This is a genomic window from Roseateles sp. GW821-FHT09H11 (assembly GCF_059415845.1).
Map to the genome: position 1 here is coordinate 156,688 of NZ_JBWKOA010000008.1, position 20,555 is coordinate 177,242.

Genomic DNA, 20,555 nt, shown 5'->3' on the forward strand with positions numbered 1-20,555 from the left:
GGGTCGTCGTTGCGGGTTCGTCGTTCCGGGGCGTCGATGCCGGTCAGAACTTGTGCGAGAGACCGACCTGCAGCCAGTCGGCCTGGAAGCGCGCCAGTCCCGGCGAGCCGCTGCCGCCCAGGCGCCAGGCGGCGCGCTGTTCGTAGTGCTCGAGGCTCAGGTCGGCGGTCCAGCTGGGCGCGATCTCGTAGGCGACCTTCATCCCGACGGTGATCGCGCCGAAGGCGGACAGGCGCTGGTCCGGGGACAGGTATTGCGGCGAGGTCGCGGTGTAGCCGGGCGGCAGCGGCGCGCCGAGCGCGGTGTCGTAGACCGGGTCGTAATAGAACTTCGCGGCGCGCTGCGTCGTGTAGCGCAGCGTCGGCGTGACCGTCCAGCCGCCGGACAAGGGCTGCACCCAGGCCGTCTCCAGCGTGTTGGCGCGCACGCCGAAGCTGTCGGCGTAATAGCGCCAGCTGCTGCGCAGCGTGGCCTTCCAATCGCTGAAATGATGGTTCCAGCGCGTCATCAGCGTGTACTGCTCGCGCCGGTCTGGGCGGCGGTCCGGGAACTTGTACGGGTCCGAGTACATGCCGTGGCCCCAGCTCGCGCCGAGGCTGACCTGCACCAGGTCCACCGCCGTCCAGGCCTGCGTCACGCCCGCGGTCAGCTGCGTCGTGTTGCGGCCGCGGCTGAGGGTCGGATCGTCGGAGGAACCGATCCAGTCGTCGCTGTACGCGGCGCCGATGTTCCAGGTGGTGTTGTTGTCCTCGCTGGAACGGCGATAGCCCGCGGAGACGGTGCGGGAGCGGTAGTCGTGTTCGGTCGAATACGCCGCGCCGAGGGACCACGCGTCGCGGTCGTTGTAGCGCGTCACCTGGATGTCGCCGGCCTTGCGGGTCTCGTCGAGCCGCGAAGCGCCGGAGACCGCGCTGTGATAGCGCGGCGAGGCGCCGGAGACGCTGTCGTTCACCAGCGATCCCTCGACGGACCAGCGGCCGGCAACCGGCACCATCAGGTAGACCGACGGAGCGGTGACCTTGATGCGGTCGAAGCCCGGCTGGCGGTCGCGGTAGTGCAGCAGCTTGACGGACATCTCGGCCTGTTCGGGCGGGGTCTCGGCCAGGGCGGGGGCCTGCAGCCCCGGGAGGAGCAGTGCGGCGGCGAGCACGCCGCCCCACGCGTTGCGCCCGCCGGCGCCCGCGTCGACGGCATCGGCGGGCATCGCGGTACCGGCGCGAAGGTCGTGCTCAGTTGCAGCCACAGCCACCCCCTCCCACGCCGTTGCCGCCGGATGCGTTTTCCTTGCTCGTGTAGATGTGCTGCGCGAAGCGGTCGCCAAGGACGTCGCCGCCCATCGTCATCTCGGGACGGGCGAGCGCGCCCTTCTCCCAGGGCTGGGGCGGCTGCAGGGCGCAGCCGGTGGCGGCAAGCGCGATCAACGCGAGGATCGCGGCGCGCGCGAGGCGCCGTGGCATTGGACGTGGGGACATGGGGAACTCCTCGAAAGAAAAGTCGGGTCGAAGAAGAGCGCAGCGACTCACGACGCCTTCAGCGCGGCGACGATGCGCGCCTCGAGCTCGGCCTCGTCCTCGGCACGGAAACCGCTGTGCTGCATCAGCACGCGACCATCCGGACCCAGCAGCACGGAGCTCGGCATCGTCCGCACCCCGACGCGACGGGCAGAGTCACCCTTGGGGTCGAAGCCGAGCGAGACGCTGGCGGGCACTTCCTTGAGGAAAGCCTGCGCATCGGCGCGGCTCGCGTCGAGATTCACCGCGACGATGCGCAGACCCTGCGCGCCGTACTTCGCCTGCATGCGGTTCATCCACGGGAAGGACTGGCGGCAGGGGCCGCACCACGACGCCCAGAAATCGACGTAGGTCAGCTTCGCCTTGCCGTCGTGCAGCGGAACCGGCGCGCCGTCGGCGCCCGGGACGCTCGCGATCGGGAGAGGCTGGCCGATGTCGGCTGCTTGCGCGTCTTTGGGGGCCGAGGAGAAGGCCGTCGTCAGCGCGATCGCCGTTATCGCGAGGGGGGCTGCCTTTCGGAAGACCGCCTGGACTGCTCGGCGCCAAGCGCGGGCTCTCCACGGTGCAGGGGGCATCCCTCCGGGAACCCCCAGCACCATTCCGGCCCCAGCATCACTCGCTGCCTTCGCGTTAGTCGCGATGCTCGCGTTGGTCGCGTTGGTCGCGGTCCTCGTCGCACGGCGGCGCCACAGGATCAGCGCGGAGAGGCCGGCCATCAGCAGCAGCAGCGGGTCGGCAGCGCCGGTGCCCGAGCCGATCGTGCATCCACCACCACCGCTGTTCGAGGGCTCGGTGTTGCCCGGCGTGCCGCGCAGCGCGACCGTCGTCGTGGCCGGCGTCATGTCGCCCTGCAGGGTGAGCGTGCCGGTGTCCGTGCCGGCCGGTGCCGAGGCCGCGCCGGCACCCAGCCAGCGCAGCGTGACCTGGCAGTTCGCGCCGGGCTGGACGGTGAAGGGCGCGGCTCCGCAGGTGTTGGTGCCCGTGATGTCGATCGAGAAGCGGGCGCTGTCGACGCTGATCGCGCTGATGTGCAGGACGCCGGCGCCGCTGTTGCTCAGCGTCAGCGGGCGACCCGTCGTGTCTGCGGGACCGAAGTCGAGCGAGGTCGCCGACAGCTGCAGCGCCGGCTGCGGCGGGGCAACACCGACACCGGTGAGGGTCAGCGGCGCGGGCAGCGAGGCGTTGTCCGCGACGACCGCGGCCGTGGCCGCGCGTGCGCCGACGCCGCGCGGGCTGAAGCCGATCGCGAGGTCGCAGTTGGCACCGACCGCCAGCGCGGCACCGGCGGTGCAGGTGGAGCTCGTGTCGACACGGTAGTCGGCGGCGGCATCGCCGGCGAAGGCGAAGCTGCCCAAGGTGGCGGCGACGTCGCCGGTGTTGCTCAGCGTGAAGTGCTTGAGGCCGCCGTCGGCACCCATCGTGACGGAGCCGAAATCGGCGCCCGTGGCGGCGGTCCAGACCAGGATCGGCGTGTTGGCAAGGACGCCGTTGCCGCTGAGCGCGACTGACTGCGGCGAGGCGGCCGCGTTGCTGGTGAGGCTCAGCGTGCCGGTGGCGGCGCCGGCGCCGGCGGGTGCGAAGCTGACGTTGACGGCGCAGCTGCCGCCGGCGGGAACGCCGCCGCTGCAGTTGTCCGTCGTCGTGAACGGTCCGGTGGCGGCGATGGCGCTGAAGCTCAGCGCGGCGTTGCCGGTGTTGGAGACGGTGACCGTCTGCGCGGCGCTGGTCCGTCCGACGGTCAGCGCGCCGAAGCTGAGTTGCGTGGTCGACAGCGAGGAGACCGGCGTGGGCTGCGCCTGGCCGGTGCCGCTCATCGCGATGTTGACGTTGGCGGTGGCGTTGTTGGCCGTGGGCGCGGTCGCCGCGACCGCCAGCGTGGCGGCGCGCGCGCCGGTCGCAGCGGGGGTGAAGGTGGCGGTGACGGTGCAGGTCGCGCCGACGGCGAGCGGTGTGCCGACGGCGCAGCTGCCGCCGCGGGTGAAGTCGCCGGCGTTGGCGCCGGTGACGCCGATGCTGCTGAAGTCCAGGGACGCGGTGCCGGTGTTGCTCAGCGTGACGGTGCGCGCGGCGGAGGCGGTGGCCAGCGGCTGGTTGCCGAAGGCCAGCGTGGTGGCGTCCGCGGAGAGCACGGCCGTGAGCGCGACGTTGGCGGTGCCACTCAACGTGATCGGGATGGGCGTGGAGATGCCGTTGTGGCTGATCGTCAGCGCGCCGCTGCGCGCGCCGGCGGCGGTGGGGCGGAAGACGACGCCGACGGTGCAGCTGGTGCCCGCGGGCACGGTGGTGCCGCAGGAGCCGCCCTGCACGGCGAAGTCGCCGCCGGCAACCGCGGAGAGGCTGCCGAGCGCGGCGAGCCGGCTGGCGCTGATGGTGATCGTGGAGACCGCGCTGGACTGGCCGACGGCGGTCTGCGCGAAGCTGATCGACGAGGGCGAGTTGCCGAGGTAGGCCGCGATGTCGGCGAGGTCGGTGGCGGAGACCGCGCCACCCACGCCGCTCATCTGCGGGATCGTGTTGATGGCGTTCTGGATCATCGCGGGGTTGTTGCGGCCGCGGTCGACGACGGCCGTCGAGGCCACCGTGTGGCAGGCGGCGCAGACCTGCGAGAAGCGGGCCTGGCCGGCGACCGGGTCGGCGGCGAAGGCAGGACCCGCGAGGACCGCGGCCGTGATCGCGACGATTGCGCCGGGGAGGGCGGCGCGCAAGGGAAGGGTCATGTCGGGAGCCTCGTCAGGATGAGGAGAGGGAAGTGGGGAAGGCCGATGAAATCGAGGTGTGGCGCGGGGCATCGAGCGGAGCGTCGAGCGGGGACGCGAGCACCGAAGCGAGTACCGAAGCGAGTACCGGCAGCAGCGTGGGGGCGACGAGCAGCCAGCAGGCGTTGAAGCCTGCGTGCCAGGCGATGCAGCGGGGCAGGGAGCGATGTCGTCGGTAGCTGCGGCCGATCCACCAGGCGGGCACGGCGGTGGCGAGCGCGAGCAGCAGCGCTGGGCTGGCGGGCGTCAAGCCGGGCGTGACGATGGCGAGCACGAGAGCATGCGTCGCGCCGAAGGCGATCGCGGTGAGCGCGACGGCATGACGCCGCGCGGCGGCGGCGCGCGCGGTCGACAGCCGCTCCTGGAGGCCAAGCCGGAAGAGGATCTCTTCGAAGCAGGGCGCGAGCAGGAGCTGCCGGAGAACGACGTCCCAGGGGATCGGGACGGAGAAGAAGGGCAGCATGGGCGCGGCGGAAATTCACGCAGGGGTTCTGCGTAGGTGCCGGCGCGCGGGAGAAAGGTTGCGAAGGGGCGGGGGCGTTACGAGTTGGTCACAAACGGATTCGCGAGGGATTGCTCCCCCGGGGTGCAGCCCCGAGTCAGGCTGGCTCCATGTCGGCGAACGAAGAGAAGTCCATGACGTAGCGCAGTGCCGCCAGGCGCGCCTTGAATGCGTCTGCCTCGGGAATGGTGATCAGTCCTTCCTCGACGCATCGCCAGATCACATCCTCCGTGCGAAGCAAACGCCTCTCACCAAGCATCTCGATGGCAATTCGCTTGGCGTGCTTCTTCTCATCGGTCGCCACCAGGTGCCCGCGCATGAACGCAATCGCGATGCAAGCTGCTTCGCCGATCTCAATCCGTGTGCAGAGGTCCGCGAACAGATCCCTCGTTGCGGAATCGTCGGTGTCGCAGCGATCGATGTGGCGGCATTCGAAGGATGCAGCCAGGGCCAGGGCTTGCGACTCCCGTGTGATTTCGTCGACCACTTGATTCGGAACGGCGCATCGGTAGGAGCACATGCTTCCGAGCAGTGGCAATTGCGCCAGATGAAGGAAGTTGATCAGAACGTTGGTGTCCGTGACCACGACCTCGGGCGCCGGGTGATTCGTCGCAAATGTCATCGGTTGATCACTCCATGCCAAGCGCTTCGACCATCCGCGTGATGGCACCCCGTTCGAAGCCGGCCAGCTGGCCGATCTCATTCAGTTTTCCCCGCGATATCTTCTCCAGTCGATAGGCCTCGCATGCCAGCCCCAGGAGACGGCCGCGACTCTCCCTTCGGCTGTCTGCCTCTGGTGGATTGAACAGACCGAGCAGCGTCGAATACGGTTGGCCGACGCCCCGCGCTTCCTCGGACCTCAGCGCCTCGAACTCCTCCATCGAGACGAGCTGAAGATTGCGAAGGCGCCGGAGGGCCGATCGGCGGCTGACGCCGAACGCTTGCGCTACAGCCGCCACGTGCAGCATGCCCACGGTCGAAGGCTGCAAGATCTCGCGATCGACGGCCATCGCAGGCTGCCGGGCGTGCGACCGCCTGGCGGCGATGCGTCGGACGCCGTCGGCTGGCATGAGGAATGCCGCAGCGAAGGCGTCGGCCCGACGTTCAATCAGATCATCGCGAGCATCGATCCTGCTGAGACAGCCGAGTCGATGCCGATCCATCAGGACATGGCCGTACTCATGAGCAATCGAGAAGCGGCGGCGGGTGAGAGGCTGGGCCGAGTTGAAGAGGACGAAGGCCCCGATGCGGGCTTCAAAAAGCATCACGCCAGAAACGCTGTCCGGCAAGGGCGCTGCCATGCTTCCGACACCCTGCATTTCCAGCAAGTGCTGGATGCGATCGATGGACTGCTCACCCAATCGGAGTCGTAGGCGCTCCGTTGCCGCGATGTGCTCACCTTGCTGAACCGCCTCGTCGCAGTTGCCGGGATCCGCAAGGCCGGCGGCGGTGGGCAGCAACGCTTCCCGGCGGATGCCGAGCATGGCCTCCAGCGAAGTGAACTGCAGAGCATGGGCCATGCCTTCCTGTAGCGCCCTCGTCAGACGGTGTCGATCCCGGATCTCGACATCGGCGCGAAACAGGGCGGACAGGGCGCCGCTGTCCGCAAAGCTGTCCTCGAAGAACTCTCGGAGATTGCGCCCCAAGGCGTAGGCAATGCGCATCAGCGCCCCGGTGCCGAAGTCCTGGGTACCTCGCTCCAGGGCGTCGATATCGGCCGTCGACAGGCCGACGAACTCCCCCAGCTCCTGCTGAGTCAAATGGAATCGTTCCCGGGCGACGCGGATGCGCTCGCCAAACTGCTCGTCCGTCACCGTCATCGCGGCTCCCCGATCGAAGTGGAAAGCAGCAGATAGTGAATCGCGGCGCACTCATTGACGATGACTCAGTCTCATCGTCTTTCGTGCAGCTCCCACTTGTTTGAGGAGTCCCCATCGCGGCGATGAGTGGGCGACGGATTCAGGCGCGTCGCCGCCCGGCCATTTCCTCGCCCATCACACGCAGCACGGTGCCAGGCGTTGCCGCACTCGCCGACGGATACGCGTCGTGGTCTTCGGCATCGATATGACGCCGGTACAGCGTGGCGAAGGTCTGCCAGCGTTCCCGCGCGGCGTTGAGCGTCTCGGTCGGCATCGATCCGTCACGGATCGCCTCGAGGTCCGGCACGATCTCGGCCCAGCGCGCTTCCATCTCCCGATGGTCGGCCAGCAATCGATCGGCGAGCTCGTCGTTGCCCAACTCGCGCAGTCGAGGCAGGACGTGCAGCTCCTCGTCCTCGTGATGCAGCGGCGCAGCGATCGTGAAGTAGCGCAGCACGTCCTTCGCCGCGTCCCGCGCCTGCTCGTCGCAGCCGTGCGTCGCCACATGCGCGCCGATGCGTTCGAGCAGGGTCAGGGTCCGCGCCATCCGCTCGTGGCACGCGGCCATCAGCGCGAAGGGCTCGTCGAAGCCCGCGGCCGGCGCGGTGTGCAGGAGGCTCATGGATGGCTCGCCGGCGTCAGTCCGGGATGACTCCGGGCTCGTGCCCGGATCACTCCAGGTAGTGCCCCATCCGCTTGCGCTTGGTCTCGAGGTAGCGCTCGTTGTGCGGGTTCGCCGCGATGCGCAGCGGCACCAGCGCCTCGACCTCGACACCGCCCGCCACCAGCGCGTCGCGCTTCTGCGGGTTGTTGGTGATCAGCCGGACGCTCTTCACGCCCAGCAGGCACAGGATGTCGATGGCGTCGGCGTAGTCGCGCTCGTCCTCGGCGTGGCCCAGGCGCAGGTTGGCGTCGATGGTGTCCACGCCGGCTTCCTGCAGCGCGTAGGCGCGCAGCTTCTCGACCAGGCCGATGCCGCGCCCTTCATGACCGCGCATGTAGATGACGATGCCGCCCTCGTCCTTGAGCAGGTCCAGCGCGCTCTGCAGCTGCGGACCGCAGTCGCAGCGCAGCGACTGGAAGACGTCGCCCGTCAGGCACTCGCTGTGCACGCGCAGCAGGCCGCCGCGCGCCTGCAGCGGACCGACCGACAGCACCAGGTGCTCCGATCCCGTCGCGGGGCTGCGGAAGGCCCGCGCCTGGAAATCGCCCAGCGTCGACGGCAGGTGCACCACTTCCCACTCGGTCGCCCCTTGCGTCCCCAACGGGATCTTCTCGCAGTGATTCACAGCCATCTCTCCAGCTTCGCCTCGGCGCCCTCGCGGACGTCCCGGTCATGTCGTTCGTTCATGTCGTGCGATGCGCGCCCGTCTGAGCGGCGGCGCGCACGTGCAAGTCCAGCAATTTAACCCGTCTCAGGGAAAACGCGCTGTCGCGAGGTGGAGAGCCCTCTCGGTCGCCGGGGCCTGGGCATGCAAAATCGGCCGCACCGACACCGCCCCTGGGACGCCCATGACCGCTCTCCCGCCCGCCGCCGCGCCCGCGTCGACGCCATCGCTGCCGACGCCGCGCTTCGACGAATTCCCCCGCTACGACGCGCTGACGCAGCTGCTGTTCAGCTACGCCGAGGCCTGTCCCAACCTGGTGTCGGTGCGGTCCATCGGCAAGAGCTTCGAGGGCCGCGAGATCTGGGTCGTCATCCTGACCAACACCGCGACCGGCAGCGATGTCGAGAAGCCCGCCTTCTGGCTGGACGGCAACATCCACGCCGCCGAGCTCACCGCCTGCACGACCTGCCTTTACTACCTGCACGATCTGTTGAGCAAGTACGGCACCGACCCGCAGGCCACCCACCTGCTGGACACGCGCACGATCTACATGGTGCCGCGCCTGAACCCGGACGGTGCCGAGCTCGCGCTGGCGGACCGGCCGCGCCACATCCGCTCGTCGACGCGCCCGTATCCGTTCGACGAGGAGCCGGTCGAAGGCCTCAGCGTCGAGGACATCGACGGCGACGGCCGCATCCTGACGATGCGCATCGGCGATCCGCACGGCGGCTACAAGAAGCACCCGGACGATCCGCGCCTGATGGTCGCGCGCCAGCCCGGCGAATTCGGCGGGGAGTACTACCGCCTGATGCCCGAGGGCCTGGTCATCAACCACGACGGCTTCAGCATCAAGGTCAACCGCGACAGCGAAGGCCTGGACCTGAACCGCAACTTCCCCGCGGGCTGGCGGCAGGAGTTCGAGCAGGTCGGCGCCGGTCCCTACCCGACCAGCGAGCCCGAAGTGCGCGCGATGGTGGACTTCATGGTGAGCCATCCCAACATCGGCGCGGCGATCAGCTTCCACACGCACAGCGGCGTGATCCTGCGTCCCTGCGGCACGCGCGGCGACGACGACATGGCGCCCGAGGACCTCTGGGCCTTCCAGCGTTTCTCCAAGCTCGGCGAGCAGCACACCGGCTACCCGGCCGTGAGCATCTGGCACGAGTTCAAATACCACCCCAAGGAAGTCATCACCGGCACGCAGGACTGGGTCTACGAGCACCTGGGCGCGCTGTTCTGGGTGGTGGAGCTGTGGTCGCCCAACAAGGAGGCCGGCATCACCGGCTACAAGTGGATCGACTGGTTCCGCGACCATCCGGTCGAGGACGACCTCAAGCTGCTGAAGTGGAGCGACGAGCACTGCGGCGGCAAGGCGCATGTCGAGTGGACCTCGTTCATGCATCCGCAGCTGGGGCCGGTGGAGATCGGCGGCTGGGACAAGATGAACTTCTGGCGCAACCCGCCGCCGCACTTGCGCGAGCGGGAGGCGGCGCGCTTCCCCGCGTGGATGAACCAGATCGCGCTCAGCCTGCCGAAGTTGGAGCTGCTGCGCACGGAGGTCCGCGCGCTGGGCCCGGACACCTGGCGCGTGCGCATGGCCGTGGGCAACAGCGGCTGGCTGCCGGCCTACGTGACCAAGCAGGCGCTGGCGCGCAAGCAGACGCGCGGCGTGATGTTCGAGATCTTCCTCCCGGTCGATCCCGAGGTCGGGCTGGTCAGCGGCAAGCCGCGCATGGAAGGCCCGCAGCTCGAAGGCCACGCGCCGAAGCAGACGCAGCTCGCGTTCCTGCCGGAGCGGGAAATCACCGGCGATCGCGCCTACGGCGAATGGACGGTGAGAGCGCCGAAGGGCACGCGGCTGAGCCTGGTGGCGTGGGCTGATCGCGCGGGCACCGTGAGGACCGAAGTGACGCTGGATTGAGACCCGAACGGGCCGCGCTCAATGGCGCGGCTCGTTCTTGTCCTGCTCCGCAGCCGTGAGAACGGCTTCGCGCCAGAGGCGCGCAGGAATGAACGTCCGCAGCTGCTCCATCGCGCGCTCGATGAGCGCCGGATGCAGTTCATGGCCCACATGCGGGAGCACATCCGCCGTGATGTCCGCGCCGAGCGACATCAGCTCGCGCGCGGCGTTCAGCAGCGCCGGGTAGGGCAGCTCGCCGTCGTCCTTGCCATGCAGCAGATGGATGGACACATCCTTCGGCGCATGCTGCGGCCAGTAGGCAAACGCACCGCCGAAGGCGAGCACGCGACCGGCCAACTGCTCTTCCTGCTGCAGCGCCTCGAGCGCCAGGATCGCGCCCTGCGAGAACCCCGCCAGCGCGACGCGCCCCCACTCCAGATCGAGCTTCTCCGCCCAGCCGCGCACCAGCGCGACCAGCGTCGGCACCGCCGCGCTCAGGCGCAGCGCCCGGAGCGTGTCGTCTCCGTCCTCGGAGTACCACTGGAAGCCCGCGCCGCCGCCCGGGATCGCATCGAAGGGCTCGAAGCCGTCGAGCAGCACCAGCGCGGCGCGCGGGTACTGGCGGTGCAGCGCCTCGGCGAGCGGGCGCATCTGTTCGGCATCGGCGCCGGCGCCGTGCAGCAGCACGAACAGCAGTTCAGGAGCTCCGTCCTTGGGGAGCAGCACATGGGCTTGGGTCATGGCCCCGATTCTCCGTCACGTGCCGTCGATGCGCTCCAGCGCGGCCCGGATATCCGCGGCGTTCGTGGGCCTGACCAGGCGCTCCACCTCCTGCCCGTCGCGCATGAAGATCAGCGTCGGCCAGAGCTTGACCTTGAACGAGCGCCCCAGCGGCTGGCCCTTGCCGTCCTCGACCTTGATGTGCTGGACCATCGCGTGCCGGCCTTCGAAAGCCTGTTCCAGCAGCGGCTGCGCCGCCTCGCAGATGGGGCACCACGAGGCGCCGAACTCGACCAGCAGCGGATGTTCCTTCGACAGCGTGTCGACGGCGTCGCGGATCGGCTCGGTCAGCGCGTAATGGGGATTCATCGGCATGAAGACCTCCTTGTCGATTGAGGCGGCGCGGCTCAGGCCGCGGCGCGGCGCAGGCTCATCTCGAACACCACGCCTTCCGGCACATTGAATGCCCGGATGCTGCCATCCATCTTCGCCAGGTAGGTCTTCGCGACGAAGAGTCCCTGGCCGCGGCGTTCCCCGTTGACCTGCGGGGCGGTGTCGGAGACGCCGTATTCGAAGATCTGGTCGAGCATCGCCGCGTCGATGTGCGGCCCCTGGTTGCGGATGCGCAGCAGGACGAAACCGGGCTCGCCCGCCTCCAGGGTGATGGCAATGGGCGTGCCTTCGGGCCGGTAGCGGTCGGCATTGCGCAGCACGTGGGTGACGGCGTCCTCCAGCGCGTAGGCCTCCGCGTGCACGGGCTGCGGCTCGGGCAGCTCGGTGGCGAAGGTCACGTCGTCGATGCCGGCGTAGTGCGCGTTCGCGGCCACCTCGCGGCAGAAGGCGGCCAGGTCCAGCGCCTCCGTGTGCAGGTCGGCGGACGCCAGCGCCTCGCTCGGCGGCGCGCTGCCGTAGAGCACCTTCACGGCCTGCTGCATCCGCTGCACGTAGCGATGGCTGGGATCGTCGCCCGCGCCGTGCAACACCATCAGCGACTGCAGCGGCGACATGATCTCGTGTCCGACCGCATGCCACATCTCGCGCTCGCGTTCGGCGCGCAGCTGCTCGCGGCGCAGGCCGTCCTTCACGCGGGTCAGCGCGTCGGCCAGGCTGCCGGCCAGGATGCCCAGCTCGTCGCGGCCGCGCAGGTCGGCCACGTCGAGCTCGCCGATGCGCTGGTCCGCGCGCGCGTCCTGCATGTTGTAGGAGACGGCGGCCGCGCGCTTCGTCAGCACCGCGATGCCGCGGATCAGCCCCAGCTCCACCATCAGCCACGCGAGCGCGACGGCCGCCAGCATCGCCGCCGCCAGCCAGGCCAGCGGGCGTGCCTCCAGCGCCAACTGGCGGTCGAGGCTGCGCAGGTCGCCGCGCAGGTCGAGCCGGTAACGGCCGCTCGGCGTCGCCACGTCGTCGGACGCCGTCAGCCAGCGGATCTCGGTGGCATCGGTGTCGGCGCCGACGCCCAGGACCTCGCCCTGCACCGGCAGGCGGCGCATCACGTGGATCAGCCACGGCAGCGCGCGTTCCGACAGCTCCGGGCCGCGGCGCTCGGCGATCGTCGTCGCCTGCTTGCCCAGTCGCTCGATGCGCAGCGTCTCGCCCGGCTGCAGCGATGCGCCGATCCGGTCCAGCGACAGCGCGAGCGACGCGCCCGGCTTGGCGCTGTCGAAGAGGATTGGAGCCGAAGCCGAAGCCGAAGCCGAAGCCGAAGCCGAAGCCGAAGCCGAAGCCGAAGCCGGAGCCGGAGCCGGAGCCGGCGTGGGAGCCTGTGTCGGCGGGGCGATCACGCTGGCGTGCATCGACTCAGAGGCCGCAGCAGGCAGCTCGGTGGGCGCTATGGGTTCGGAAGGCCCGAGCAGCTCCACCCGCACCCGCATCTGGTCGAGGTCCGCCGGCGGCCATACCGGCCGGGCGCGATGGCCCGCGTCGTCGAAGAGCGCGTCCTGGAACGCTTCCACCGGGAGCCGGATCGAATAGAAGGTGCGCCTGGCGCAGTCCGGACCGCTGCTGCCTTCGGCGCAAGGCCCCTCGCGCCAGAGCCAGCCGCGGAACTCGCGCACCGGGCGCGCCTTGCCGGGCAGTTGCGGTCCCGCGCCCAGGAAGCCGGTCAGCCGGCCGCGCTGCGTGCCGTCGGCCGCGGCGGTGCCTTCGAACGGCGCGATCCAGGTCTGCGTGCCGCCGCGCAGCTTCAGCGTCACGCGCGCGCGGTGCACGCCGCTCAGGTCCAGCGCGCCGTGCTCGCGGCCGGCGAGCGGGCCGCTCTCCAGGCTGCCGACCAGGTAGAGAAATCCGCCCGCGTAGGCGTTCGCGCCGACGGCGGCGCACAGGCTCGCGCCGTCGGGCCAGCGCAGGCCGCAGCCGGCCATCTCGACGGCGCGCTGCGCCTTGTTCTGGTCGTCGAAGTCGATCGCCGAGAACGGCAGCAGCACCGGTGCCTGGCCGTCGCGGTCGCCCACGCCCATCGTCGGATTCAGCAGCGCCAGCTGGCCGCTCGGATGGCGCAGCTGCAGCACGATCTCGGCCAGCGACTGCCGGAAGCCCTGCGCATACCGCTGGTAGGCGCGCTGCTTCTGATCGATCAGCACGGTCAGCACCAGGCCGACCGTCGCCAGCGCCAGCAGCAGGAAGGCCAGGTGAACGACCGCGCGGCGGCGGAACGCCGCCAGGCCCAGTCGCGGCACGGCCAGCGCGGGCAACTCGACCGGTCCCAGCTTCATGCGACGTCCATGCCGACGGTCATCGCGGGCCCGACCACCGGAACCCCCGCATCGGCACGTTCTCGATCGCGTCGAACGACGGATCGACTTCCTTCAGCGCCTCGCGCAGCGTCGACACGTGCTTGCGCACGTTGTCGCGCGTGCGGCCGCTCTTGACGACGTCGTAGAGCTCCTCGTACGACACCACCTGCGGCGCGCGCTGGTACAGCGTGGCGAGGATGCGCTGCGCCGTCAGCGGCAGGTTGATGCGCTGGCCCTTCCACAGCGGGCTGCGCTGCCAGAGCGGGTCCAGCTGCAGCGCCTCCGGCGCGGCCGGCACCGGCTCGGTGGCTTCGCGGGCGCGGGCGGCGCGCAGGATGTCGAGGAAGGTGTCGATGAATTCGGCCTCGTCGAAGCTGGTCTTCTGCAGGTAGTCCCAGGCGTCGAGCGCCTTCATGATCCCGCGGTAGATGGCGGCCGGCATCGCCGACACGACCAGCACCGGCGTGCCGGCGTTCAGCTTGTTGATCTCGTTGATCAGCGCGATGCCGGCGTTGCGCTCGCGGCCGAGCTCGATGTCGAGCACGACCATCTCGTAGCGCTCGCGCGCCAGCGCGGCCTCGGCGGCGTCGCGGTCGAACCATTGATCCACCTGCAGCTCGGGCCGCGCGGCGCGGATCCAGCCGGTGAGCTGCTCGCTGGTGGGGCGGTCGTCCTCGATGACGGCGACCTTGTTCCTGGGGATGGCCATGGCGCCGGATTATCGACATCGCCGCGCCCGGCGGCGCGACCCGCCCGTGAAGGTTTCTTCCGGACCGTGAAGGGACCCGCCGACGCCCGCATTGAGGCTTCCGGGGCGTCTGCGGACCATGAGCGTCATCCCAACACCCGAATCAACGGGAACCCCGGAGGACCTCATGAACGACCGCCTGCAATCGATCCGCAACGCCGCCGCGCGGCTCAAGGCTCGGCTGCCCGGTTTCTCCCGCCGCCACCGCGGTGACGAGCTCGGCGACGAGTTCGGCGGCGAAGGCGCCGGCGCTGGTGCCGGTGCCGGCGGCCTTGGCCTGCCGCTGAAGCGCGCCGGCGCCGGCCTGGTCCGCTGCCTGCCCTGGCTGGCCGGCCTGACCGCCGTGGCCGGCGCGGTGGCCCTGCTGGTGATGCATCCGCCGGTGCACGAGGTGCCGCGCGGCGCCGTCAGCCTGCGCACGAACATGCTGACCGGCGGCGTGACGGAGGCCCGCTCGGGCTCCATGCTCCAGCTGCCCGGGCTGCATGACGTCCGCGACCTGCCGGTGCGTGATCGCAGCTACCACCCGCAGCGTTTCGCCCGCGCCGACGGCGAGGCGCCGCTCCAGTCGCTCGAAGGGCTGTCGCTGGGCCTGGACCTGACGGTGCGCTGGACCGTCGACACGACGCGGCTGGCGCAGCTGGCGACCTCGCTGCCCGACGACATCGAAGGCGACGTGATCGCGCCGGCGCTGCAGGGCATCGTCTACCGCCAGATCGCGACGCACACGGTGCGCGAGATCTTCTCGACGCAGCGCGGTCCCATCCAGGCCGCGCTGGAGTCCGAGCTGCGCCGCAAGCTGGCGGTGGACGGCATCGTGCTGCGCGGCCTGGAGATCGGCAACGTCGACCTGCCGCAGGAGTACCGCGCCGGCCTGGAGAACCTGCTGTCGGAAGGACTGGCCAGCGAGAAGATGCGCTACACGCTGGAGCTCAAGGAGAAGCAGGTCAAGCAGACCGAGCTGGAGGCGGCCGCCGAGAAGGTCCGCCGCGAGACCGCCGCCGAAGCCTCGGCGCGCGAGCAGATCATCGCCGCCAAGGGCCAGGAGGAGGCGATGAAGCACGTGCTGCCGTTCAAGCAGCGCCAGGTCGAGCAGCGCCAGCTGGAAGCCGAGGCCGAGCGCGTCGCGCGGGTCCGCATGGCCGAAGGCAACGCGCAGGCGCGCGGCATCGAGGCCGAGGGCGAGGCCAAGGCGCGCGAGAAGCTGGCCGACGCCGAGGCTTATCGCCAGACGCGCATCGGCAAGGTCGCCGTCGACCAGATGGCCGCCGAGGGCGCACTGCTGAGCCGCCATCCGTTGCTGATCCAGAAGGCGATGGCCGACAAGCTGTCCGACAAGGTGCAGGTGATCATCGCGCCGCCGCCGTCGGACGGTGGATTCATCGGCAAGACGCTGCTCGGGACGAAGCAGGACGGGCGTCCGGAAGGACGCCATGAAGGTCGCTCGGAAGGCGAAGGCGAGGGGACCTCGCAATGAACCGTCACCGTTCCTCCGCGTTTTTGGTCCCGTCCCTGATCCTGAGTCGAAAGGGTTCCGACATGTGCCGCCTGAAGCTCGTGATGGCCGCCGCGATTGCCGCCGTCGCCGTTCAACTGCTGTGCGTCCACTCGGCCGATGCCGCCACGCTGACCGCGACTGTCGACGACGCCGCGCCGAAGCCGCCGATCAAGCGCGTCTCGCCGGATGACGCCGCGCCGCGCACCGCGCTGGTGGTGCAGGACAACGTCGCGATGCGCGCGGCGGCGAAGGATTCGTCGCCGGCGCAGGCGCAGCTCTGGCGCGGCGAGGCGCTGGAGATCCGCGGCGAGCGCCCCGACCACTTCCAGGTCTACGACTACCGCCGCGAGCGCGGCGGCTTCGTCCGCAAGACCGCGCTGCTGCCGCTGAACGGCCCGGCCGCGCAGCCGGACGCGCTGCTGGCCGCGCTGCGCGTCGTGCGCCAGCAGCCGGGCGCGGAATCGCTCGGTCTGGGCCTGGCCGCCGCCTACGTGCAGGCGGCGAGCGCGGCGCAGATGAACGGCGTCGACGGCGCGGAGGTGCTCGATGCGATGGGCACGCTGGCCGAACGGCTGGCCGATCGCGCCTCGCGCACGCAAGCGCGAACGGACGGCGTGGCGACGGTTGCCCCGTCCGCTGCGGAGACTCAGGTCGCCGCGCAGCTCGACGTCGCCGCGCGCTACGGCCTGCGCTTCCGCACGCTGGAGCGCGAGGCCGGCGCGATGCAGCTCTGCTACGACGGCGAGGCGTTCCGCCGCGTGCTGGCGATGCCGGCGTCGATGCCGGAGCAGAAGGCGCGCGCCGCGCTGGCGCTGACGCGCGCCGACTGCCTGGACCCGGTCGCGACGCCGCCGCAGCGCGAGCAGATGGACCAGTGGCGCGCGGACGTGCTCGACAAGGTCGATCTGCGGGATCCGGCGCTGGCGACGCATTGGCGCAACCGCGTGCTGATGCGGCAGTCGGGCGTGTGGAGCAGCCTGGCCTTCATCCGTGCGCGCCGGGCCAGCGCCGCGGGCGCCGTGGGCACTGCTGCGGGCACCGCCGCGGCGGTGGCCTCGACCACAACCTTGCAGGTGGATGCCTCGTCGGCCGCATCGCGCCGGGCGCTCGAAGCCTTCGCCCGCGTCGTTCCCGCGGAGCTCTCCGACGACGACCAACCCACCTACAACGACGCAGCCATGCGCGGCAACGCGATGCGCTGGGCCGCGCTGCCGGCGGGTGCGCCGGAACAGACGCTCGGCCCCGTGAAGCTGAGCGCGGCCGCCGGCCAGCCGGGCGAGACCTGCCTGACGCTGACGATGAACGGCGCGAAGGAAGGCAGCGCGCCGCTGCTGCGCCACTGCGCCTGGGGGCTGGTGATGACGGCATCGGCGCGCATCAACCGCGAGGGCACGGCGATCGCGATCGCCTCGGTGCCGGCGGACGGCTGGCGCGAGCTCTGGCTGCTGCGCCGCACGGCGCAGGGCTGGAAGGTGTCGGTGCTGCCGCCGGTGGCGGCGCAGCCGGGCCTGGGCTATGCGGAGTTCGCCGGCTGGGTGCCCGGCGGCAAGGAACTGCTGGTCGCGCGTGAGTCCCGCGCGGAAGGCCGCTACAAGCGTAGCTACGAGCTGGTCGACCTCGACACGCTGGAGACGAAACGCCAGGCCGGCGACGTGACGATGCTGGGTGCGTTCCAGCGCTGGCAGGCGGCGGACTGGAAGGGCGCGACGCTCAGTCTGCGGTGAGCTTCACCAGCACCTGCCGCAGCCGCTGCGCGTCGATCGGCTTGGTGAGGAACTCGTTCATCCCGGCGGCCAGCGCCTCGTCGCGCTCCTGGACCAAGGCGGCGGCCGTCAGCGCAATGATCGGCAGCTGCGTCCCGTCGTAACGCTGGCGCAGCTGTCGCGTGGCCTCGTGGCCGCTCATGACCGGCATCTGCACGTCCATCAGCACCGCGTCGAAGGGCTTGCCCATGCTGGCCGCGGCCGTCACCGCCTCCACCGCCTGGCTGCCGTCGCTCGCCTGCGAGACCTCCGCGCCCCACTGCTCGAGCATGGCCACGGCGATCATCATGTTCACCGGGTTGTCCTCGACCATCAGGATGCGGCGTCCCGCGAGTTCTGCGTCATCGGCCGGCGCGCGGCGCTGCGCGCTCACCGGCGCCGGCGCCGCGGGCAGCGGCAGCTCGGCCCAGAAGGTCGCGCCAGCGCCCGGCTGGCTGTCCACGCCCACGTCGCCGCCCATCAAGGTGGCCAGCTCGCGGCAGATCGACAGGCCCAGGCCCGTGCCGCCGTAGCGGCGCGTGGTCGATTCGTCGGCCTGCGTGAAGGGCTGGAACAGCCGCTCGTGCATGGCCTCGGCGATGCCGGGGCCGGTGTCGCTGACCTCGACGCGCAGGCGGCGCTCGTCCATCCGACGCACCCGCACTGCCACGCGGCCCTGCTCGGTGAACTTCAGCGCGTTGCTCAGGTAGTTGCTCAGGATCTGCCGCGTGCGCACCGGGTCGCCGATCACCCAGGCGGGCACCGCGTCGTCGACGTCGATGCTGAACCCCAGCCCGCGCGCCTGCGCCAGCGTCAGGTAGCCCATGCGCATCGTCGCCAGCATGTCGCGCAGCGCGAAGGGCACGGTCTCCAGCGTCAGCCGGCCGGCCTCGATCTTGGACAGGTCCAGGATGTCCGACATCAGGCCCGACAGGCTCTCCGCGCTGTCCACCATCTGGTCCAGGTAGTGGCTGCGCGTGTCGCCGTTCAGGTCCGGCTGCTGCAACAGCCGCGCCAGGCCGACGAGGCCGTTCAGCGGCGTGCGGATCTCGTGGCTGATGTTGGCCAGGAACGCGCTCTTGGCGCGGTTGGCCGCCTGCGCCTCGTCCTTGGCCTGCGCCAGCGCGGCTTCGACGCGCCGGCGCTCGGTCACGTCTTCCATGATCCAGATCGTGCCGCCGCGGCTGGGGTGGTTCGGGTCCACGGCCCGCGCCAGGATCCGGCACAGGAAGCGGCCGCCGTCGCGGCGCCGCATCAGGCGTTCGACCTCGACCTGTTCGCCCGCCGCCAGGCGCGGACCGAGCTCGTGGCCGACGGCCTCGTAGTCCTCCGGGCTGGGCCACACCACGTTGCCGGCCTGGCCGATCAACTCGCCCGCGGGCCAGCCGAACATCTCCTCCACCAGCCGGTTGGCCTGCACGAAACGCTGGTCGCGCGTCAGCGCGATGCCGATCGACGCGTTCTCCAGGATCGCGGCATGGACCAGCCGCGTGCGCTCGGTGTCGCTGACGTCGCGCGAATTGACGACCAGGTAGGACATCCCGTCCATCACGAACGGCGCCGCCGACAGCAGCATGGGGATCGGCTGCCCGCGCCGGTTGACGAAGCTCGCCGGCAGGTCGCTGACGCGGCCGTGCTGGCGCAGCGCTTCGACCAGCCGATCGCGGTCGGCGATGTCCTGCCAGATGCCGAGCTCTTCCGAGCTGCGGCCCAGCACTTCGTCGGCCGTGTAGCCGCTGACCAGCTCGAAGGTCTTGTTGACCATCACGTAGCGGCCGCTGACGGTCTCGGTCAGCGTGACGACGTCGGGGCTGGTCGCGAACAGGTGCGACAGCAGCGCCTCCGAGCGGCGCAGCGCGTCCTGCGCGCGCGAGGTCTCGGTCTGGTCGATGAAGAAGGACAGCGTCGCGGGACCGGTGGCCGCGTCGACGCGCACGCTGGTGGCCTGCACCAGGCGCCGGCGGCGCGACAGGGTCCGCAGCCGGAACTCCGTCATCGGCAGCATCGCCCCGACGGGCAGCGACTCGATCTTGGCGGCGCGCTGGCGGGCGCGTTCCTCGTCGCCGGGCTCGTAATGCGAGAACAGGTCCTGGCCGATCATCGACGAGCGCTGCGTGTACCCGAACATCGCCATCGCCGCCGGGTTGGCGTCCATCACGCGGCCCCAGCGGTGCAGCACCAGCGGCGACGGCGAGCGGCGGAACAGCTCGCGGTAGCGCGTCTCCGTGGCCACCATGGCCTGCTCGGTCTGGACCTCGTCGGTGACGTCGCGGCCCACGCCCCAATAGCCGCGGAAATTGCCCTTGGCATCGAAGCGCGGTTCGCCGCTGATCGACACGTAATGCAGCGATCCGTCCTCGGTCGTGCGGCGCATCACCAGGCCGCGGAACGGGCGGTGCGATTCGAGGTCGGCGCGGTGCGCGTCGAGTTCCTCGTCGGAGAGTCCCAGGTGCTCGATCTCCCACGGCGCGCGGCCGAGCCGCTCCGCCATCGACAGGCCCGAGGCGCCGGGGTTGTGTTCGGTCAGATGCGTGAAGCGGAACTGGCGATCCATCTCCCAGTACCAGTCCGCCGCCATGTTGAGCAGGTGACGGAAGCGCGCATGGCGGTCGTTGACCTCCTGCATCGCGCGCCGGATCAGCTTGGCCGTGCCGAGGCCGACGACCAGCCCCGAGGTGAGCAGCAGCAGTTGCGTCAGCAGCCGGGCGGTGAGTCCGATCGGCGCGCCCTCGACCGGGATCCAGCCGCCGAGTTCCGCCGAGGCCAATCCGCCCAGCGCGGCCAGTCCGAGCCCGAACAGCGACAGGCCCGCGCCCAGTCCGATCATGCCGGTGCCCAGCGCGACCATCAGGCCCATGATCCCGAGGCTCGCGGCGTTGAGCCCGAGCTGGCGCGACACCGCCAGCGACAGCGCCGTCGCCATCGCCAGGCACATCAGCGTGACCGTCGCCGCGGGGCCGTGATGGGAAGGCAGCCGCCACAGCATGGCCAGACCCGCGAAGGTGGTCACGAGGGCGAGCGCCGGCGGCAGGAGGCCGCCAAAGGGTTCCGACGCGCCGGCGCTGGCCAGCAGCAGCAGGCCGGCCATGCCGGACAGCAGCACGCACGCGGCCATGAACAGCCGCGCGGCGCGCCATTGCAGCTTCGCGGGCAGGCTGTCGCCGCGCGACAGTTCGTGCCCCACCAGACTGCTCAGATCGTCCTGGGAATCCTTGCTCACTCGTCCCCGCCCCAACTCGTTGTAGGTGGACATGCC

Annotated in this window: 16 protein-coding genes; 3 read left to right on the plus strand and 13 right to left on the minus strand. The window is 70.5% G+C overall.

Annotated elements, in window-relative coordinates; translation table 11 throughout:
- Nucleotides 1–43: 43 nt before the first annotated feature.
- The 8 genes from AC07PR_RS24870 to ribA all read right to left on the minus strand — a co-directional run bounded on the left by AC07PR_RS24870 (nt 44) and on the right by ribA (nt 7,923).
- Nucleotides 44–1,243 (minus strand): DUF3570 domain-containing protein, encoded by a 1,200-nt coding sequence (locus tag AC07PR_RS24870; protein WP_495136898.1) that lies wholly within the window; start codon nt 1,241–1,243, stop codon nt 44–46.
- Nucleotides 1,230–1,472: a DUF4266 domain-containing protein gene (locus tag AC07PR_RS24875; RefSeq protein WP_377159325.1), complete on the minus strand. Its 243-nt coding sequence runs from the start codon at nt 1,470–1,472 to the stop codon at nt 1,230–1,232. Before AC07PR_RS24875 ends, AC07PR_RS24870 begins: the two co-directional genes overlap by 14 nt.
- A gap of 47 nt (nt 1,473–1,519) precedes the next feature.
- A complete protein-coding gene (locus AC07PR_RS24880) occupies nt 1,520–4,228 on the minus strand; it encodes a choice-of-anchor D domain-containing protein (RefSeq protein WP_495136899.1) in 2,709 nt (902 codons plus the stop codon).
- Between the two features lie 13 nt (nt 4,229–4,241).
- Nucleotides 4,242–4,730, minus strand: a complete 489-nt coding sequence (locus AC07PR_RS24885; protein WP_495136900.1) for a CPBP family glutamic-type intramembrane protease — start codon at nt 4,728–4,730, stop codon at nt 4,242–4,244.
- A 136-nt stretch (nt 4,731–4,866) separates the two neighbouring features.
- A complete protein-coding gene (locus AC07PR_RS24890; RefSeq protein ID WP_495136901.1) occupies nt 4,867–5,391 on the minus strand; it encodes a PIN domain-containing protein in 525 nt (174 codons plus the stop codon).
- A 7-nt stretch (nt 5,392–5,398) separates the two neighbouring features.
- A complete protein-coding gene (locus tag AC07PR_RS24895) occupies nt 5,399–6,589 on the minus strand; it encodes a helix-turn-helix domain-containing protein (protein ID WP_495136902.1) in 1,191 nt (396 codons plus the stop codon).
- A gap of 139 nt (nt 6,590–6,728) precedes the next feature.
- Nucleotides 6,729–7,250 (minus strand): hemerythrin domain-containing protein, encoded by a 522-nt coding sequence (locus AC07PR_RS24900; protein WP_483108114.1) that lies wholly within the window; start codon nt 7,248–7,250, stop codon nt 6,729–6,731.
- A 49-nt stretch (nt 7,251–7,299) separates the two neighbouring features.
- Nucleotides 7,300–7,923 carry a GTP cyclohydrolase II gene (gene ribA, locus AC07PR_RS24905; RefSeq protein ID WP_377159335.1) on the minus strand — a complete coding sequence of 208 codons (624 nt, stop codon included), beginning with the start codon at nt 7,921–7,923 and terminating at the stop codon, nt 7,300–7,302.
- A gap of 217 nt (nt 7,924–8,140) precedes the next feature.
- Between ribA and AC07PR_RS24910 the strand changes: the two genes are divergently transcribed.
- Nucleotides 8,141–9,877, plus strand: coding sequence for a M14 family metallopeptidase (locus tag AC07PR_RS24910; protein WP_495136903.1), 1,737 nt, complete (start codon nt 8,141–8,143; stop codon nt 9,875–9,877).
- A gap of 18 nt (nt 9,878–9,895) precedes the next feature.
- Here AC07PR_RS24910 and ypfH read toward each other — a convergent pair whose 3' ends face one another.
- Genes ypfH through AC07PR_RS24930 form a run of 4 tightly spaced genes read right to left on the minus strand, consistent with a single transcriptional unit; the run spans nt 9,896 to nt 14,020 of the window.
- A complete protein-coding gene (ypfH, locus tag AC07PR_RS24915) occupies nt 9,896–10,597 on the minus strand; it encodes an esterase (RefSeq protein ID WP_431100607.1) in 702 nt (233 codons plus the stop codon).
- 15 nt (nt 10,598–10,612) lie between these two features.
- The gene (locus AC07PR_RS24920; RefSeq protein ID WP_377159341.1) at nt 10,613–10,951 is read right to left on the minus strand and encodes a thioredoxin family protein; all 339 of its coding nucleotides are present in this window, start codon (nt 10,949–10,951) and stop codon (nt 10,613–10,615) included.
- A 32-nt stretch (nt 10,952–10,983) separates the two neighbouring features.
- Nucleotides 10,984–13,290 (minus strand): ATP-binding protein, encoded by a 2,307-nt coding sequence (locus tag AC07PR_RS24925; RefSeq protein WP_495136904.1) that lies wholly within the window; start codon nt 13,288–13,290, stop codon nt 10,984–10,986.
- Nucleotides 13,291–13,309: 19 nt separating this feature from the next.
- Complete coding sequence (locus tag AC07PR_RS24930; RefSeq protein WP_483108111.1) at nt 13,310–14,020, minus strand: response regulator; 711 nt, start codon at nt 14,018–14,020, stop codon at nt 13,310–13,312.
- A gap of 166 nt (nt 14,021–14,186) precedes the next feature.
- Here AC07PR_RS24930 and AC07PR_RS24935 point away from each other — a divergent pair, with 166 nt between their 5' ends.
- Both AC07PR_RS24935 and AC07PR_RS24940 read left to right on the plus strand, forming a co-directional pair.
- The gene (locus AC07PR_RS24935; protein WP_377159347.1) at nt 14,187–15,536 is read left to right on the plus strand and encodes an SPFH domain-containing protein; all 1,350 of its coding nucleotides are present in this window, start codon (nt 14,187–14,189) and stop codon (nt 15,534–15,536) included.
- Between the two features lie 62 nt (nt 15,537–15,598).
- On the plus strand, nt 15,599–17,281 hold the full coding sequence (locus tag AC07PR_RS24940; protein WP_495136905.1) for an SH3 domain-containing protein: 1,683 nt from the start codon (nt 15,599–15,601) through the stop codon (nt 17,279–17,281).
- Here the strand turns inward: AC07PR_RS24940 and AC07PR_RS24945 are convergent.
- Nucleotides 17,268–20,552 carry a PAS domain-containing hybrid sensor histidine kinase/response regulator gene (locus tag AC07PR_RS24945; RefSeq protein WP_495136906.1) on the minus strand — a complete coding sequence of 1,095 codons (3,285 nt, stop codon included), beginning with the start codon at nt 20,550–20,552 and terminating at the stop codon, nt 17,268–17,270. The two genes, AC07PR_RS24940 and AC07PR_RS24945, sit on opposite strands and share 14 nt — an antisense overlap.
- Between the last annotated feature and the right edge of the window lie 3 nt (nt 20,553–20,555).

What these genes read in the sequence shown, in the direction of transcription:
- AC07PR_RS24875 (WP_377159325.1), bottom strand. Translation starts at nt 1,472, where the DNA reads ATGTCCCCACGTCCAATGCCACGGCGCCTCGCGCGCGCCGCGATCCTC.
- AC07PR_RS24880 (WP_495136899.1), bottom strand. Translation starts at nt 4,228, where the DNA reads ATGACCCTTCCCTTGCGCGCCGCCCTCCCCGGCGCAATCGTCGCGATC.
- AC07PR_RS24885 (WP_495136900.1), bottom strand. Translation starts at nt 4,730, where the DNA reads ATGCTGCCCTTCTTCTCCGTCCCGATCCCCTGGGACGTCGTTCTCCGG.
- AC07PR_RS24890 (WP_495136901.1), bottom strand. Translation starts at nt 5,391, where the DNA reads ATGACATTTGCGACGAATCACCCGGCGCCCGAGGTCGTGGTCACGGAC.
- AC07PR_RS24895 (WP_495136902.1), bottom strand. Translation starts at nt 6,589, where the DNA reads ATGACGGTGACGGACGAGCAGTTTGGCGAGCGCATCCGCGTCGCCCGG.
- AC07PR_RS24900 (WP_483108114.1), bottom strand. Translation starts at nt 7,250, where the DNA reads ATGAGCCTCCTGCACACCGCGCCGGCCGCGGGCTTCGACGAGCCCTTC.
- ribA (WP_377159335.1), bottom strand. Translation starts at nt 7,923, where the DNA reads ATGGCTGTGAATCACTGCGAGAAGATCCCGTTGGGGACGCAAGGGGCG.
- AC07PR_RS24910 (WP_495136903.1), top strand. Translation starts at nt 8,141, where the DNA reads ATGACCGCTCTCCCGCCCGCCGCCGCGCCCGCGTCGACGCCATCGCTG.
- ypfH (WP_431100607.1), bottom strand. Translation starts at nt 10,597, where the DNA reads ATGACCCAAGCCCATGTGCTGCTCCCCAAGGACGGAGCTCCTGAACTG.
- AC07PR_RS24920 (WP_377159341.1), bottom strand. Translation starts at nt 10,951, where the DNA reads ATGCCGATGAATCCCCATTACGCGCTGACCGAGCCGATCCGCGACGCC.
- AC07PR_RS24925 (WP_495136904.1), bottom strand. Translation starts at nt 13,290, where the DNA reads ATGAAGCTGGGACCGGTCGAGTTGCCCGCGCTGGCCGTGCCGCGACTG.
- AC07PR_RS24930 (WP_483108111.1), bottom strand. Translation starts at nt 14,020, where the DNA reads ATGGCCATCCCCAGGAACAAGGTCGCCGTCATCGAGGACGACCGCCCC.
- AC07PR_RS24935 (WP_377159347.1), top strand. Translation starts at nt 14,187, where the DNA reads ATGAACGACCGCCTGCAATCGATCCGCAACGCCGCCGCGCGGCTCAAG.
- AC07PR_RS24940 (WP_495136905.1), top strand. Translation starts at nt 15,599, where the DNA reads ATGTGCCGCCTGAAGCTCGTGATGGCCGCCGCGATTGCCGCCGTCGCC.
- AC07PR_RS24945 (WP_495136906.1), bottom strand. Translation starts at nt 20,552, where the DNA reads ATGTCCACCTACAACGAGTTGGGGCGGGGACGAGTGAGCAAGGATTCC.